Here is a 15,219-nt window from a genome sequence, read left to right as displayed (position 1 = left end):
GCCGATGTGGTAATATTTTGAATATTACGTTAAAAGGAGGCATCATCTCATGTTTCTTGCACAAACTCCTGAACCACCCTATTACGCTGTATTTTCACTTCTCAAAGAAACGTTAAGGATGCCGAAAGCTATAATTCAACCGCGGAATTGATGGATGAACTTGCCGCTCAACAAGATGGCTATTTAGGAGTAGAAAGCGTAAGAGATCAAAACGGGTCAGGAATTACCGTATCCTATTGGAAGTCCCTGGATGCCATAAAGCTTTGGAAAGAAAATGCCGCTCACAAAAAAGCACAAGAAAAAGGGATGAAAGATTGGTACTCGTCATACTCAACACAAATTTGCAAGGTTGAAAGAGATTATACAAGCAAGTGAGGAAACTAAGATTTCATGTACATAAATGGTTTTTCATGAAATTTTCAGCTATAGAAAAAGACCGCTTTTTTAGCGGTCTCTGATGTAGACAAACTCGAATAAAAGCAGATTTGCCTTCAGTTTTAAAATATCCAGTCGATTTCAAAATCCGATTCCATTTTATGTACAAAAGGGTTTCTCTAAATTTCAAATCAAAGTTGATTGGATCGTGTGTTCGAGACTCTTGCGTGGACAGCGTGTCTAGGGGAGACCCCACAGGCGCAAAGACCGCCGAGGAGGTTCCCCGATCGCCCACGGAAAGCGAGTTCCCTACGTACAAATTTTATAAACAAAAGTAAAAAACATTACCAAATTTTCTTTTAAAATCATGATAAAGAATTAAAGGAAATATCATTAAAATCTCCTTTTATGAGTGAGTACATATATAAATCATCGAATTTACCACAAGTATATTCATAATGCCTTAGCAATCCTTCTCTTCTAAATCCTTGTTTTTCCACAAGTTTTTGGGATGGGAGATTATCAGGTTCAATTAACGCTTCAATCCTTTCCAGGTGAAAGTGGCGATAACCATACTTAACAACTGCTTCCAATGCTTCACTAGCAATGCCTTTCCCCCAATGATCCTTACTTAACTCATATCCAATTTCAGCTCGATGATGCTTGGTGACCATATTCAGAAAACCGCAACTTCCTAAAACCTTACTGGAATCTTTCAATGTAATTCCCCATCTGATTCCCGTACCTTCCTGGAATATAGATTCGTACCATTTAATTTCATCCCATACGTCATTTACTGTTTGGCACGGATCTAACCCCATTGGCTTCACTACATCTATATCAGATAAATAGTTAAACATATCACCCGCGTCTTCTATTGTTACTTCCCTTAAGATCAATCGTCGTGTTTCAATAAGCGGAAATACCTTCTCCAACCAATTTCCCTCCCCAAAGTCCCTTTTCCATACGTTACTGATTTAATCATTACCTAATTAAAGCCGTTAATCAACGCTTTATTGTATAAAGAAATAATGATAATAGTAAAAAGGCGTCCCTACTTTCGCAGAGACGCCTTTTTGCCGTTTACTTGATTCCTTCATTCATAGAATTCGGTTCCTTTACTGCTGAAATCATTAAAAACATCGGCCTTCGATTTTCATCTTTCATTTCAGGAACACTTTTTAACAATTCATCAGATGGCATCGGTTCCTTTACGGCTCTTATGCTGAATCCAGCACCAATCAAGTCATTTATATATGTTGAAATCGTACGATGATACTTGACTACGTTTTCGGTTAAGAAGGTTGTTTCTCTCACACCTTCGAATTGATAATTGTCAACTGGCCAATGCAGATGATTTCCGTGAACATCTACATACCAAGTTTGTTCTTTACGGGAAGTAAAGATTGGATGTTCAACCGAGAATACAAAAGTGCCTCCAGGCTTTAAACAATCATGGACCTTTTTACAGATTGACTCATAGGACTCAATGTAATGAAACGCCAACGAACTGATAACCACATCAAATTCAAAGCCGGAAAAATCGATGTCTTCAATGGGCATTTTCATATATGAAATGGAAGGATCATCCGTTTTTTCGCGTGCTCTTTGTAGCATGTTGTCGGAAATATCCACACCTACGACGGAACTGGCCTGTTGCTCTCGGGCAAATCGGCAATGCCAGCCGAAACCGCACCCCAAATCAAGTACACTCTTGTTATGCAGATTTGGCATTAGCTCTTTTAGTACATGCCATTCTCCAGCAGCTTCAAGTCCTTTGACCGATCGTGGCATTTGCTCATACGCAGAAAAGAAATTTGCATCATCGTATTTGTTTTGTTTCACAGTCATACATCTCCTATAATTCAAGATTGCCTCCTAAGATTAATACCATTTCTATTACAGGAGGCTACCTATCTCCTTCCCACCATTTTATTCACCTCATTTTCTTGATAAAAATCACTGTCTTTATACTAACACGTTGCTTATTTCCTACCTCGCCATCTGAAATTCAAATTACTGCAAACCTCTATTGACAATTAGTTGTAATCCTTGATTTCAACAAGATAATTTGTGCACATCAGGACTTATCTCCTAATTCCCTTGAAAAGAATAAGTCTTTTTTACTCAACCTTAATAAGTTATCGAGAAGATAAGCAAACTATACCATATTGCAGCCATACGGAATTCTACCTAGGCTTAGTTCGCTACAAATTAATCCAGGTAGTCTAAAAGGATAAATGTATATCGCTTAATCAAAATGTATTGGGGTGAATGTTTTATGAGAATGAAAAAAGCATTAATAGGTCTCTCACTCTTATGTATGATTGTTCCTGGCATTGCCAAATCGGCTGATTCCGTTGCTGAAAATAATCGAAGCAATATCGTAGCAAATTGGAAATTCACAAAACAACATGTTAAAAGCGGTTCAATCGATAAAGGTAATTTAATTATAGAAGATACAAGCAAGCATGGAAATGATTTAGAGTTGGTGACGATTGGTGATCCTGCCTCGCCTGAATTAAATAAAATGATTCAATGGTCTGAAGAAGATTATCATGATCAAGAAAAAGTGAATAGCTTGGAGTTCGCTAATTATGAAAATGCCCCTACAGGTAGGTATTTCAAAACCAAAAAGGATGCACCTATCAATTCGGAGAAATTCGATAAGGGTTTTACCATTGAAGCGATTTTTAAGTTGCCAAGTGATTCCAAGAGTCTCATGGGGCTTTTCTCTAGACAAGGACAGGCTGCCGATCTTAATAAAATGGAAGGCGAGAAGAAAATCCTTTCTTCTTTAACTGTATCCAGTGATCAAAAAATCCACTGGACAAGTCATCCATCTAATTTAAATTATAATGTAAGCAATTGGTCTCGATCATTAAATGCTGATGAATGGTACCATTTGGCAGTTGTTAATGATGGTGACACGACGACTTTAACGTTGAATGGCATAAGTGATTACGGAAAATCAGAAAAAGTAATAGGTATTGCAGCAGTTAAAGGTAAAGGCTGGAACATCGGGGCATCTGAGTGGGGAAATAAGTTTAATGCACTATTCAAAGGGAATATTCAGGAAATCCGAATTGCTGGAAAGGCTTTAACCGAAAAAGAATGGCTTGTGAAAGATGCCCGTGACGATGAACCATTCGAAGGATCAAACAAAGCTTTACCCTTTCTAACGAATAAGAAGAATTATAATTTTCTTTTTGTTCCAGATACCCAGAAATATTCAAGTCAAAATCCAGAGATATTCAATAGCCAAATGAACTGGATTTCCAATAACACTAAGAAGAACAATATTATCATGAATACATTTGTTGGGGACATAGTCGATAGTGATTTAGAAAAACAATGGCAGAATTCCCTCGGTGCCATTTCCCTTTTGGATAAAAAGGATGTTCCATATATGATGGCGGCCGGGAATCATGACTATGCGGCCGGAGACCCTTTCTTAACACATTATGGGCCGCAGCGTTTTTTGAATAAAACATACTATAAGGGGTCGTCTCCCTCTGGGTATAGCTCATATGCAATTGTTAAGGCAGGGAGTTATGAATACTTAGTCTTGATAGTCGATATGAAAAATCTGCATAAGGACCTGGAATGGGCAAAAAAGGTTCTAGATCTGCATAAAGATAAACCGACAATCCTCGTCTCACATGATATTATATTTCCGAAGGTTAAGGATGATAAAACCACCATCGGCGTCGAGTCGTCTAATGGACGGCTGATTTGGAATGAACTTGTAAAGGACCATAATCAAGTGTTCATGACGGTTAATGGGCATTATTTTGGGATAGCACATCGGGTAAAACATAATTCTTCAGGAAATGATGTCATTCAAATGCTGGTCAATTACCAAACGAATTATCGAGGGGGTAATGGCTGGCTAAGACTTGTAGAGTTTGATGAAAAGAAAAATGTATTGGTATTCCGTACTTATTCGCCATTTGTCGACGAAATGTCTAAAAAAGAAAAGTCCTATATCGATTTTAAATTTTTAACAAGTGAAAACAATTCATTTAAATTGGATTGGGACTTTAAGAATAGATTTAATTTTAAATAATTAAAAGAGGAGGAAAAATCCAATTCCCCAGGTGTAAGGTGTAACTGATCGATCTCTGCAACCTGGGTGAATTCCTTTATTGGGTGCCCTCCTATGTGTTGAGTCGTTCAAGAAGGATAAACGTTCATTCTTCATGATGGATTTAAAATGCTGCAATTGTCTTCAGTTTAAACAACTATCATGCTGCTTTTTTCATTACTGATTTATACTTTCCGAACCCATTAACGACGAGAACTCCTAATATCGCAATTCCGCCGCCCATGACTGAAAGAGTACTAGGCACTTCCCGCAGCCAAACCCAAGCGACGAAAATGGCAATCACGGGTTCAAGGTATAACAAGCTGGAAACGGAACTGGCTTTTCCTAATGAAAGTGCGACTGCCCAAGTTACATAACCGATGGCTGCAGGAAAAATACCAACAAATATCGCTGATAAATGACCTTCCATTGTAGCGTGTTGAATATCTTGAAATAACCCAGGGAAAAATATGAAAAAGGGTATTGTACCGATCCATGTGAAATAAGCTGTCAATTCAATCGGATTATAGCGGCTAAACAGCGGCTTTTGGAAAACAAAAAACACCGCAGAAGCAATAGCAGACATCAGCACTAAAAATGCACCTTCAGAAATATTCAAGGAAGGGCCTGCAGTACCTAATGTTATTAAAGTGATCCCTGTGAATCCTATACCTAAACCAATCCATCCGAATAGGCCGAGGCGTTCTTTTAATACGAACGAAGCAATGATCGCGATGAAAACAGGTGCTGAACCAATCAGCATTCCAGCCGTTCCCGCCGAAACGGTTTGTTCCCCGAATGTCACCCCGATATGATAAATACTAATACCAATAAATGCAAGGATCGATATCCTCAGTAAATCCTCTTTTTTCGGGAGTCGAAATTTCACCCCAGGCCATAGAGCATAAAGGACAAAAATCCCTGATGCTATAAGATAACGAACAAGTACCAAATGGCCGGCTGAATACCCGCCATGCAAGCTTGCACGAATAGCAGCGAATGTAGATCCCCAAATAATAACAGTAATAAATGCCAATAAAAACGCCTTAGTGTTCAAAACCTATTCCTCCCAACCATTCACTATAAACTGAAGGTATCATGGATACGTGAGAACTTCAATAAAATTTCTATCTCGCTGTGAAGTGAAACAGTAAAAATAACGAATCAGAGTACATTCTGAGATGTAATCATCGCTGAATAAAGTAAATAAGAGATGGACTTGGAAAGGAAATCTTCAATTAAAGATGGATTAGGTTTGAAAAGCATGCTAAACAAAAGATGCTTCGTATAGGAAGCACCTTTTGTTCAGACTGTAGACAAACTCGATATTAAGATTGGGAGTTAAAATATGAATGTTGATTTCCACTCCAGGCACTCGCTTTCCACGGGCGGTCAGGGAGCCTCCTCGGCACTCTTGGCGCCTGTGGGATCCCCCTTGGACTCGCTTTCCCGCAGGAGTCTCGTACCTTGCGTTCCAATCAACTTTATTTAAATATTCACACGGCACCCCTTTTGTCTACAAACTCGTGTACAATTACCTTTTCCATATTTAAGCTTACTTGAAATATTGTCTTGAGGCTTTTACACTGTAACAGTTTTGCGCAGCTATACTTAATAATGACGTTTAAAGTGTAAATCAAATTAACTATTTTCTGGTTTCCAAGAAGAAAAGCGTCTTTCAATAATGCCTAATAATGAAGTAAGAATGATTCCCGTAATCGTAATGACCAACACTCCAACAAACATACGATCTGTTTGCAGATTTTGACCATTGCTTGTCAATTGATATCCTATACCAGCTGTCGAAGCGAATAATTCACCTACAACTACAGCAATTAATCCTTGACCAATACCTAAGCGAATACCGTTTAAAAGGAATGGTACCGTCGAAGGCAAAGCAATCGTTTTAAAAATTTGAAATTCACTTGCACTAAATGTTCTTGCTGCTTTTATTAAGTTTTGATCTAATGTTAACATTGCTTTTTGAGCGCTCATCACTATTGGAAAGAAGGCCATCAAAAATACTATAACAATTTTTGATGCTGGGCCTATACCGAACGCAATTATGATCACTGGTAAAAGGGCGACTTTAGGAGTTACATATAATCCTGAAATGAAAGGATTAACTACAGCATTAAAGTTGGAATTCCAGCCCGATAACACACCAATTGGAATTCCAATAAGTATGGCTAAAACAAAGCCTGCAATAAATTCGTAACCACTCACTTTCATATTTTCCCAAAAAGAAATTTCTTGGACCATTAAAACTGCCGCTTGTGCAATTTCAATTGGTGAGCTAATGAACAATGGATTTATCCATTCATTTTGAGAAGCAACTTCCCAAAGCAACAGGAATATTAAAACAGAAGCAACACTGATAAAAAATGACTTCTTTTCTTTTTTTATTTTCTTCGCCTTTTTTATCTTGTGCTTTGATTGTGTAAGTTGGATAGTACCCTTTGTCATATTATTCTCCTTTCCCTGTATTATTTTTCTTTATTATCGAAGCCTTGTTTTGAAGACTCCTGTTCAATAATGGACCATATATGATCTACAAACTCTAAAAATTCCGGGCTCCGCTTCACCTGGAGATCTCTCGGTCTAGGTATATCAACATCCACAACCTCCACTACACGGCCTGGTCTTGCCCCAAAAACAAAAACTCGATCAGCTAAAAATACCGCTTCATCAATTTGGTGTGTAATAAAAAGACTTGTCTTTTTTGTCTCATCCCATATTCTAAGTAACTCACCTTGCATAAATTCCCTGGTTTGTGCGTCTAAAGCCGAAAATGGCTCATCCAGTAATATTAATGACGGGTTTACCGTTAATGCTCGAGCCAAGTTTACCCTTTGCTGCATCCCTCCTGACAATTCGTGGGGATAATGATTTTCATAACCTTTTAAACCGACCATTTCAATAAATTCTTTGGCCTCTTTCTTTTTCTCTGCGGTTACTTGCTTTTGCAGTTCAACTCCATAGAGAACATTTTCCATAACCGTTCTCCAAGGTAATAGACTAGGGTTTTGAAAAACCATTGCCCTGTCCTTTCCAGGACCATCAATTTTTTGCTGATCTAATAGAATTTCTCCCTTGCTTGGCTTCAGTAATCCAACTACAGTATTTAAAAAAGTGGTTTTCCCACAGCCGCTCGGCCCTACAATACATATAAATTCACCATCTTTGATATGTAGGTTTATATTCTGCAGGGCAATCACTTCTGCACCGGTTTTATTGTTTACGTAAGTAACATCCAAAAAACGAGTGGACAATTTGAAATTTCCCTTTTGTGCGTTTTCCATCTTGACTATCATCTCCTTTCTATCTACTTATTTTTTAAAAGCTTCTTCTATATAACCATTTGTCCAAATAACATCTTCAGTAGTATCCTGTTTAGTAGAAACGCCTGACAACTTACCAAATTCAACTAATGGATCCTGAGCATTGTCCCAAGCTTCTTGATTCATTTCTCCATAGCCTTTAAAAGTGTTTTTCAATCCGATAATTGATTCCTCTAGAATATCGACATCAATTCCATCAAAATAAGATACGATTGATTCGGCTGCCTCTCTTGGATGATTACGTGTGAATTCCATACCTTTCCCTATTGCCCGAACTACTTTCAAAGATGTTTCGTGATTTTCTACTAAATATTCTTTTTTAGCAAAAACAGCTTCCCAGACCATATTCCCATACATTGGCTCTTCACTTGTATTGATTACAATCTCACCAACATCTTTACTTTCCGCTTGTAAACCCATCGGAGGTGATGCTATCCCCCCGTCAACAACTCCCTCCTGCATACCGCCAATCTTCGATCCATCCCCTGCTAATTTGACTGCTTTAAAAGTATTGGGATCAACACCATGCATTTGCATTAAATATCGGGTGTATACGTCTCCAGAATCGCCAACAAGATTTGTACCGATGGTTGCGCCATTCAATGAAGCAACTCTATCTTCAAGTGATGAGTCTTTAGAAACTTTCTTTTTCTTTAGATATTGATTAGAGAGTGTAATTTGATAGGTAAGCGCTGAATTTAAAGATTGAATCGCCATTAAATCTTCACCTTTGTCAAGAGGAGTGAACATACTTCGAGGACCTGAGACGGCAAATTGAGCTTCTCCCGATAATACAGAAGCAATGACTTGTGCTCCTCCACCACCAGATACAATCTCAGCTTCAATTCCTTCTTTTTCAAAAAATCCTTGCTCGATGGCTACATATAATGGGGCAACTGACAACAACCGTGCAGGTTCCGTAAAAGTAAGCTTAATCGCTTTCCCTCCTGAATTCCCCTTATTTTCTGTAGTTGTTTCTTCACTTGAACTGCATCCAGATACTATAAACACTAAACAAAGCAGAACGAACGCCAATTTATTCTTAAACATATTACTTACCTCCCCAAATCAAATATATTTTTATTTCAATTGAAGATTGTCCATAAGGTATTACCGTTCCTCCCTCTTCTTCGTTTTATATATAAAACATAATTTCATATACATATCAATTCTAAAACAATCATCTCGTTATGGTCAATTGTAATTTCGGAAAATTTAGATAATTAGGTGGGCTTCTGCACAAAAAAACACTCCTTTATAAGAGTGAGTGTCTTTTAACTCTTATGATACAATTTTCTGTTCCAGTAAAATAAAAAACTTCAGCGGCAGACTTAAAATAATAGTGGATAAGGGTGCAGTATATATAGTTATACTGCTGGCATGACCTTAAACGAGAAGCTATGAAACTCAAAAGAGTTTTTCAATAGGTGGTGAATCAAATTTCCCGAGTTATTACTTTCTTCTTATTGAAAAATTTCTCAATTTATGTCAATTGAAACCAAATTACGAGTTTGTTATCTTAGTTAATGAACCGGTTCATCACTATTTTCTGCATGAATATTAGACACATTAAAAGGAGAGATGAAACCATGAAACAAGAACGTAAATCAACAAGCGCAGTGGAGCAGTATGCTAATCTCATCCCCATGAGCGAAATTGCTTTGAACACAGATCAATTATTTCCTTTTCCAATCTTTAATAGTTTAAGACAAGAAACTCCTGTAAGGTACGACGAGGCTCGAAGCTGTTGGGATGTGTTTCGATATGAAGACGTTCATTATATTCTAAAAAACCCAAAACTATTTTCATCGGAACGAGGGTCTGGAACTCTTCAAGGAAGCATTTTGACAATGGACCCTCCTAGACACACGAAAATGAGAAACTTAGTGAACAAGGCATTCACTCCTAAAGCAGTGAAGGATTTAAAAAATAAAATAGAAGAAGTGACACTTTATCTTCTCGATCAAGTTAATGGGAAGGAAACCATGGATCTCGTTCATGATCTTGCTGGTCCGTTGCCTGTCATTATAATTGCCGAATTATTGGGGGTCCCTACTAAGGATCGCGATCTTTTTAAAACCTATTCCGATGTTCTCGTGGAAGGGGCCAAAGACAATTCAAGTGAAGCCTTCCAAGTAATGACACAAAAACGCAAGGAAGGAAACGAGTTTCTTAAAGAATATTTCAAAAAAATAATTTTAGAGAGAAAAAATAAGCCTGAAGAAGATTTAATTTCGCTATTATTAGCAGCAAAAATTGATGGGGAAAAATTAACAGAAGAAGAGGTACTATCTTTCTGTGTTTTATTATTAGTTGCGGGCAATGAAACTACAACTAATTTGATTACAAATGCCGTACGCTACATGACAGAAGATAAAAACATTCAAGAACAAGCTAGGACAAATCTGCCTTTAATACCAAAATTGGTAGAAGAAACACTACGCTTTTATCCTCCAATACAGGCAATTGGCCGTGTTACAAAGGAAAATGTCAAAGTTGGGGGCAAAACAATCCAAAAGGGGGAACAAGTAATTTGCTGGGTCGGTTCGGCAAACCGGGATGAACAAAAGTTTGCAGAACCTAATCGGTTTACGTTAGAAAGGAAATTAAATCCTCATTTGAGTTTCGGGTTTGGTATTCATTTTTGTTTAGGTGCCCCGCTTGCACGTCTAGAGGCAGAAGTAGCTCTGGTGACACTTTTAAGTACTTTTGCAAAATTGGAGGGTGTAAAAGGGGCTGAGCTGGAGGCGATTCCAAGTCCGTTCGTTTTTGGAGTGAAAAGACTTCCTTTAAAACTCACAAGATAATGAGCCTTGCTACCTTAAGAATATATAGATTAGGTAATACAAAAACCTATCAATAACAAAAAATGAATTTTTTAATATAATCTCAATGAAAAAGGGAGTATATTAAATTACGGCCTTTTAAAATTGATTATTTGGCAAGCATTTGTTGGAGAAGATGTTTAACCTTATATTTATTCCAGTTATTAGAAATTCAACTGCAATAGGTGGATCAAAACTTAATCTACGAATTTTATGACCTAAAAAATACAGAAACAAAAATGGAAATCACAAAATGATTTCCATTTTTGTTTTGTTTAGTCCGACTGTATCTGGCAGTATAAAAGGATTGAGCATCAGTCTAGGATTTTCTAAATCAAGTGCTAATAACTATTCATTAGATGTTGGTCCTAATAGACGAGTCTATATGGGATATAGAGTGAAATATGCTGTTGAAACAGGAGAAAACCACACCATTAATATCTACAATGGGGATACCATTACAAAGAAGAATTATAAAGTCAAAAAAGTTAAGTTCGGTGAATACGGACTGGTCAACTATTAATCCATAAAAAAAGATTAGCTCATGGCTAATCTCAGACTGTAGACAAACTCGATGAAAATCGAGTTTGTCTATTTTTATGGCTTGTACAATTTGGACCTTGATTTCCACTCCAGGCACTCGCTTTCCGCGGGCGGTCGGGGAGCCTCCTCGGCTTTCGCCTACGGGGTCTCTCCTAGACGCGCATTTCCCGCAGGAGTCTCGTACCTTCCGTTCCAATCAACTTTGTCTTACCTTTTAGATAGAACCTTTTGCCTGGAGTCATTTTTGTTTTAAAATAGAAGTATTAAAACTTGAGGTGATGAGGATGCTTTCTAAACATGATTCTATTCAGCGAGATCAACTTGAAATGATTACTTTAGATCAACTGGTGCCAACGAACCATTTGGTTCGTAAAATAGAGGCTGCCATTGACTTCACTTTCATTTATGACTTGGTGAAAGATATGTATTCAGAGATAGGACGCCCAAGTATTGATCCCGTTATTTTAGTTAAACTGACTTTCATTCAATATACCTTCGGTATTCGTTCCATGCGTAAAACGATTGAAGAAGTTGAAACCAATATGGCTTACCGTTGGTTCTTAGGCTATGGTTTCCATGAAAAATTACCTCATTTCTCTACATTCAGGAAAAATTATGAACGACGCTTTAAAGATACAGACCTATTTGAACAGATTTTCTATCGCATTTTAATGACAGCTGCTAATAAAAAGTTAATAAGTGCTGAACACGTTTTCGTGGATTCCACACATGTGAAGGCCAGTGCGAATAAACGGAAATTTGAAAAGAAAATCGTTCGTAAAGAAACACGAGCGTATCAAGGACGTCTTCAAGAAGAAATCAATCAAGATCGTGAAAACCATGGAAAAAAGCCTTTTCCACCAGATAAATTTGATAAAGAAGAGACCAAAGAGATTAAAGAAAGTACAACGGATTCTGAGAGTGGCTACTATGTGAAAGATGAACGAACAAAACAGTTTGCCTATTCATTCCACGCGGCCGCAGACCGCAACGGTTTTGTATTGGGAACGATTGTAACACCTGGAAATATACATGACAGCCAGATCTTAGAGCCACTAGTTGAACAAGTGATTGAGAAAGTTGGAAAACCGGAAGCCGTTGCCGCAGATGCAGCTTATAAAACACCAGCGGTTACAAGCTACCTATTTAACAAAGAAATCATACCGGCTTTACCTTATACACGTCCTCGCACTAAAGAAGGATTTTTCCGCAAACAGGACTATGTATACGATGAACATTTTGATTGTTACCTTTGCCCTTCGGGCGAGCTATTAAAGTACTCAACAACAAATAAAGAGGGCTATCGCGAGTATAAATCCCCCAAACACATCTGTGCAACGTGCTCATTTTTATCTCGGTGTACAGAAAGCAAAGACTGTCAAAAAGTGGTGACACGGCATATCTGGCAAACACATGTGGAAGAAGCAGATCATCTGCGTCATCATCAAGATGTAAAACCTATATATGCGAAGCGTAAAGAAACGATTGAGCGTGTATTCGCAGATGCAAAAGAAAAGCATGGTATGCGTTGGACTACTTTAAGGGGACTTAAAAAATTGTCGATGCAGGCGATGCTTACTTTCGCTGCCATTAATTTAAAGAAGATGGCCAATTGGACATGGCGAGGTCCAAAAATGGCATAACATAGTGGGCTCGAAGAGCCCAATCTCTTAACTTTAGGCGAAAATTTAAATGAAATTTCAAAAGGGGTTCAGAATTTTTTAATTCCGAACCCCTTTTGTCTATAAACTGAGATTAGCTCATGGCTAATCTTTTTTGTTTTTAATAATTAATTCTCCTAATTCCCCTAATAAATGTAATGTGTAAATAATTATTAAGGCTCTGGCTACAACAAAACCATCTATAGCTAAATCATATTCCCCTCGTAATAAGGCTTCCGAAAACCAAAAAGAAATTAATATTGCCAGAGGTATTAAGAGAAACATTAAAGCTAGTTGCGTTTTTTTTCATAAGCGTCCCGTCTTAAAGTATGTATTTTACAAATAACAGCATTATTTCTGAAAATAATCCACATTAACGGTCATTAAAAAATCTTACATGTAATAAAACCCCAAAATATATAGCCTATATATTAAGAGAAATCTTAACTTATGAGATGAAAAAGATGAGATAAACCAAAATTCCAATGCAAATTTCCCATCCTATTTAAGAATAACTAATTCTCTTCTTTTTACTAAAAAGACGGCTCTCAATTTGAGTGCCGCCCCCTTTTCTTTAATATACTGTCCCAACTCTAATATGCATTATTCTGCTTTGAATGTTTTCTTCACTTTGTCGCTTTCATTCATTCCAGGGCGTGTCACTGTTACATAAACAGAACCTGAACCCTTACCTAACTGCTTAACCGTAAGGGTTGCAGAGGAAGAAGTGGATGTTTTACTAGATAGATACTTCCCGGAGGATGAATAGAGTTTAACAACGTCGCTTTTTTTCAATCCTTTGACTATTACTGTATCTGACTTCCCCTTATTATTCTTAATCATAATGTTGGAAGCGCTTGGCTTAGGTGTCTTCGGTTCTGCTTTAAACGATACCTTTACTCTAGAACTCTCGAGCATTCCACTTCGGGTGTTCGACACATAGATAAAACCGGCATTCTTTCCTAATTGTTTGATGCTAAAAGTTGTAGAGGTACCTGATACTGGTTTAGATGTAGCAAATAGCTTTCCTTTCGAATCGAACAACTTCACTACATCGCCTTTAGCCAGGGCACTCACTTTCACGCTATCCGATTTGCCTACATAATTTGTTATTTGTACCGACTTACTGCTAATAGACGGCGTTGGAACTTTTACAACCAGTTGGTATTTATGATTGCGAGTGTTTGTATAATCATTCACCGATATATAGTACCGCCCTGCAGGAAGGGAATACCTCTTCGATTCTATTCCATTTGCAAACTGGTCATACTTCGTATTAAAGGATCCCACTTCATCACCGTTTGAATTATAGAGGCTCATATACCAACTAACAAATGGCTTCCTTCCCATCTCTAGAGATACACTTGATGGTTTTGATAGAAAAAACGTAAAATAATCAGCGTCATTGTAACTTTGGAGATGCCCATAATAGTTTTTGCCCAATCCAATACTGTTTGCCTGCTGGGCGTTGTCATTGAATTCTTTTTCATAGGCAGTTGACTTTGCAAACTTCACGTTAAAGGCATAGGGCTGGTGAGTTGAACTGGAATAGTCTTCAATATGGATTAAGTACTCTCCTTTAGGTAGCCCGACCGTCCGTTCCGTCGGTTTTGTGACGTTCGAAGAATATTCTGTCGTCAACTCACTAAGCACTTCACCCTCTAAATTTAAAATACTCGCACTCCATCCGATGCCAGCTTTTTGACTCATATTGAGAGTGACAGCTCCACTTTCAGGAAGGGTGAATCTATAATAATCCTCATCACTATAATTTTGTATCTCACCCACGTAAGGTGTATTTAATTTAATTTTATTTGCTGCACTTGAACTATTGTTGAATTCGTATTCCACATTTGCATTTTCTTCAAAATTAACAGCAAAATAATAGGTTTTGTTAATAGAATTAGTATAATCTTCAATATGTATGTAATATGTACCAGCTGGCAATCCTACTTTCCTTGCCGTTACACCCATGGCTTTATTGCTGTAATCGGTAGTTCCACCTGTAAACTCATTTCCACTACCATCCAGGATTTCAAAATCCCATGCATATCCTGGATAGTTATTAATGTTAAAGGTGACTTGACCTGGTTTTTTCAGCGTGAACTTCCAATAATCTTCGTAATCTCCATCTCCATTAAGGATTGCATGATTAACAGCATTTACATTAATTAGCTTTGCTGCTTGCATGGAATCCAGTCCAACGTTTGCTGAAACCTTCAAGACTCCGCTAACCAAGATGAGACATATTACCCCCAAAAAAGCACTTGCTGCCATTAAGTATTTTTTCATTAATAAATTCCTCCTATGACATTTTTACTAGAATGTTATTCTACCATGTTTTACAAATAATCTTCCTAATTTTTTAATCTTTTGGAATTTTTTTA

General features: G+C 37.5%; 11 protein-coding genes and 1 pseudogene. 5 read left to right on the top strand and 7 right to left on the bottom strand.

Going from position 1 to position 15,219, the window contains the following annotated elements; all coding sequences use genetic code 11:
• Positions 1-49 precede the first annotated feature (49 nt).
• Positions 50-375, top strand: a pseudogene (locus JNUCC41_RS18820) (antibiotic biosynthesis monooxygenase family protein).
• A gap of 365 nt (positions 376-740) precedes the next feature.
• Here JNUCC41_RS18820 and JNUCC41_RS18815 read toward each other — a convergent pair.
• Both JNUCC41_RS18815 and JNUCC41_RS18810 read right to left on the bottom strand, forming a co-directional pair.
• Positions 741-1,310 (bottom strand): GNAT family N-acetyltransferase, encoded by a 570-nt coding sequence (locus JNUCC41_RS18815; RefSeq protein WP_192204310.1) that lies wholly within the window; start codon positions 1,308-1,310, stop codon positions 741-743.
• Positions 1,311-1,458: 148 nt separating this feature from the next.
• Complete coding sequence (locus JNUCC41_RS18810; protein WP_192204309.1) at positions 1,459-2,220, bottom strand: class I SAM-dependent methyltransferase; 762 nt, start codon at positions 2,218-2,220, stop codon at positions 1,459-1,461.
• Positions 2,221-2,656: 436 nt separating this feature from the next.
• Here JNUCC41_RS18810 and JNUCC41_RS18805 point away from each other — a divergent pair, with 436 nt between their 5' ends.
• Positions 2,657-4,444, top strand: a complete 1,788-nt coding sequence (locus JNUCC41_RS18805) for a laminin G domain-containing metallophosphoesterase family protein (protein ID WP_192204308.1) — start codon at positions 2,657-2,659, stop codon at positions 4,442-4,444.
• A gap of 178 nt (positions 4,445-4,622) precedes the next feature.
• Here the strand turns inward: JNUCC41_RS18805 and JNUCC41_RS18800 are convergent, their stop codons facing one another.
• The 4 genes from JNUCC41_RS18800 to JNUCC41_RS18785 form a co-directional block, all read right to left on the bottom strand.
• The gene (locus JNUCC41_RS18800) at positions 4,623-5,519 is read right to left on the bottom strand and encodes a DMT family transporter (RefSeq protein WP_192204307.1); all 897 of its coding nucleotides are present in this window, start codon (positions 5,517-5,519) and stop codon (positions 4,623-4,625) included.
• A gap of 584 nt (positions 5,520-6,103) precedes the next feature.
• Positions 6,104-6,928, bottom strand: a complete 825-nt coding sequence (locus JNUCC41_RS18795; RefSeq protein ID WP_098372876.1) for an ABC transporter permease — start codon at positions 6,926-6,928, stop codon at positions 6,104-6,106.
• Positions 6,929-6,948: 20 nt separating this feature from the next.
• Entirely contained in the window at positions 6,949-7,764 is an 816-nt protein-coding gene (locus JNUCC41_RS18790; RefSeq protein ID WP_192204306.1) for an ABC transporter ATP-binding protein, read from the bottom strand.
• Positions 7,765-7,791: 27 nt separating this feature from the next.
• Entirely contained in the window at positions 7,792-8,853 is a 1,062-nt protein-coding gene (locus JNUCC41_RS18785; RefSeq protein WP_192204305.1) for an ABC transporter substrate-binding protein, read from the bottom strand.
• Positions 8,854-9,392: 539 nt separating this feature from the next.
• On the opposite strand from JNUCC41_RS18785, the gene JNUCC41_RS18780 reads away from it, so the two are divergent.
• The 3 genes from JNUCC41_RS18780 to JNUCC41_RS18770 all read left to right on the top strand — a co-directional run bounded on the left by JNUCC41_RS18780 (position 9,393) and on the right by JNUCC41_RS18770 (position 12,814).
• Entirely contained in the window at positions 9,393-10,610 is a 1,218-nt protein-coding gene (locus JNUCC41_RS18780; protein WP_192204304.1) for a cytochrome P450, read from the top strand.
• A 271-nt stretch (positions 10,611-10,881) separates the two neighbouring features.
• On the top strand, positions 10,882-11,151 hold the full coding sequence (locus JNUCC41_RS18775; RefSeq protein WP_192204303.1) for a hypothetical protein: 270 nt from the start codon (positions 10,882-10,884) through the stop codon (positions 11,149-11,151).
• 304 nt (positions 11,152-11,455) lie between these two features.
• The gene (locus JNUCC41_RS18770) at positions 11,456-12,814 is read left to right on the top strand and encodes an IS1182 family transposase (RefSeq protein ID WP_192204302.1); all 1,359 of its coding nucleotides are present in this window, start codon (positions 11,456-11,458) and stop codon (positions 12,812-12,814) included.
• A 621-nt stretch (positions 12,815-13,435) separates the two neighbouring features.
• Here the strand turns inward: JNUCC41_RS18770 and JNUCC41_RS18765 are convergent.
• Positions 13,436-15,124 carry a hypothetical protein gene (locus JNUCC41_RS18765; RefSeq protein ID WP_192204301.1) on the bottom strand — a complete coding sequence of 563 codons (1,689 nt, stop codon included), beginning with the start codon at positions 15,122-15,124 and terminating at the stop codon, positions 13,436-13,438.
• Between the last annotated feature and the right edge of the window lie 95 nt (positions 15,125-15,219).

The sequence above is a fragment of the Brevibacillus sp. JNUCC-41 genome (genome assembly GCF_014844095.1).
GTDB classification, from domain to species: Bacteria; Bacillota; Bacilli; order Bacillales; family DSM-1321; genus Peribacillus; species Peribacillus aracenensis.
This window is presented reverse-complemented; position numbering and strand designations above follow the sequence as displayed.

Excerpts from the sequence above, each read along its gene's own strand:
- JNUCC41_RS18805 (WP_192204308.1), top strand. The coding sequence starts at position 2,657 with ATGAGAATGAAAAAAGCATTAATAGGTCTCTCACTCTTATGTATGATT.
- JNUCC41_RS18795 (WP_098372876.1), bottom strand. The coding sequence starts at position 6,928 with ATGACAAAGGGTACTATCCAACTTACACAATCAAAGCACAAGATAAAA.
- JNUCC41_RS18790 (WP_192204306.1), bottom strand. The coding sequence starts at position 7,764 with ATGGAAAACGCACAAAAGGGAAATTTCAAATTGTCCACTCGTTTTTTG.
- JNUCC41_RS18785 (WP_192204305.1), bottom strand. The coding sequence starts at position 8,853 with ATGTTTAAGAATAAATTGGCGTTCGTTCTGCTTTGTTTAGTGTTTATA.
- JNUCC41_RS18780 (WP_192204304.1), top strand. The coding sequence starts at position 9,393 with ATGAAACAAGAACGTAAATCAACAAGCGCAGTGGAGCAGTATGCTAAT.
- JNUCC41_RS18775 (WP_192204303.1), top strand. The coding sequence starts at position 10,882 with ATGATTTCCATTTTTGTTTTGTTTAGTCCGACTGTATCTGGCAGTATA.
- JNUCC41_RS18770 (WP_192204302.1), top strand. The coding sequence starts at position 11,456 with ATGCTTTCTAAACATGATTCTATTCAGCGAGATCAACTTGAAATGATT.
- JNUCC41_RS18765 (WP_192204301.1), bottom strand. The coding sequence starts at position 15,124 with ATGAAAAAATACTTAATGGCAGCAAGTGCTTTTTTGGGGGTAATATGT.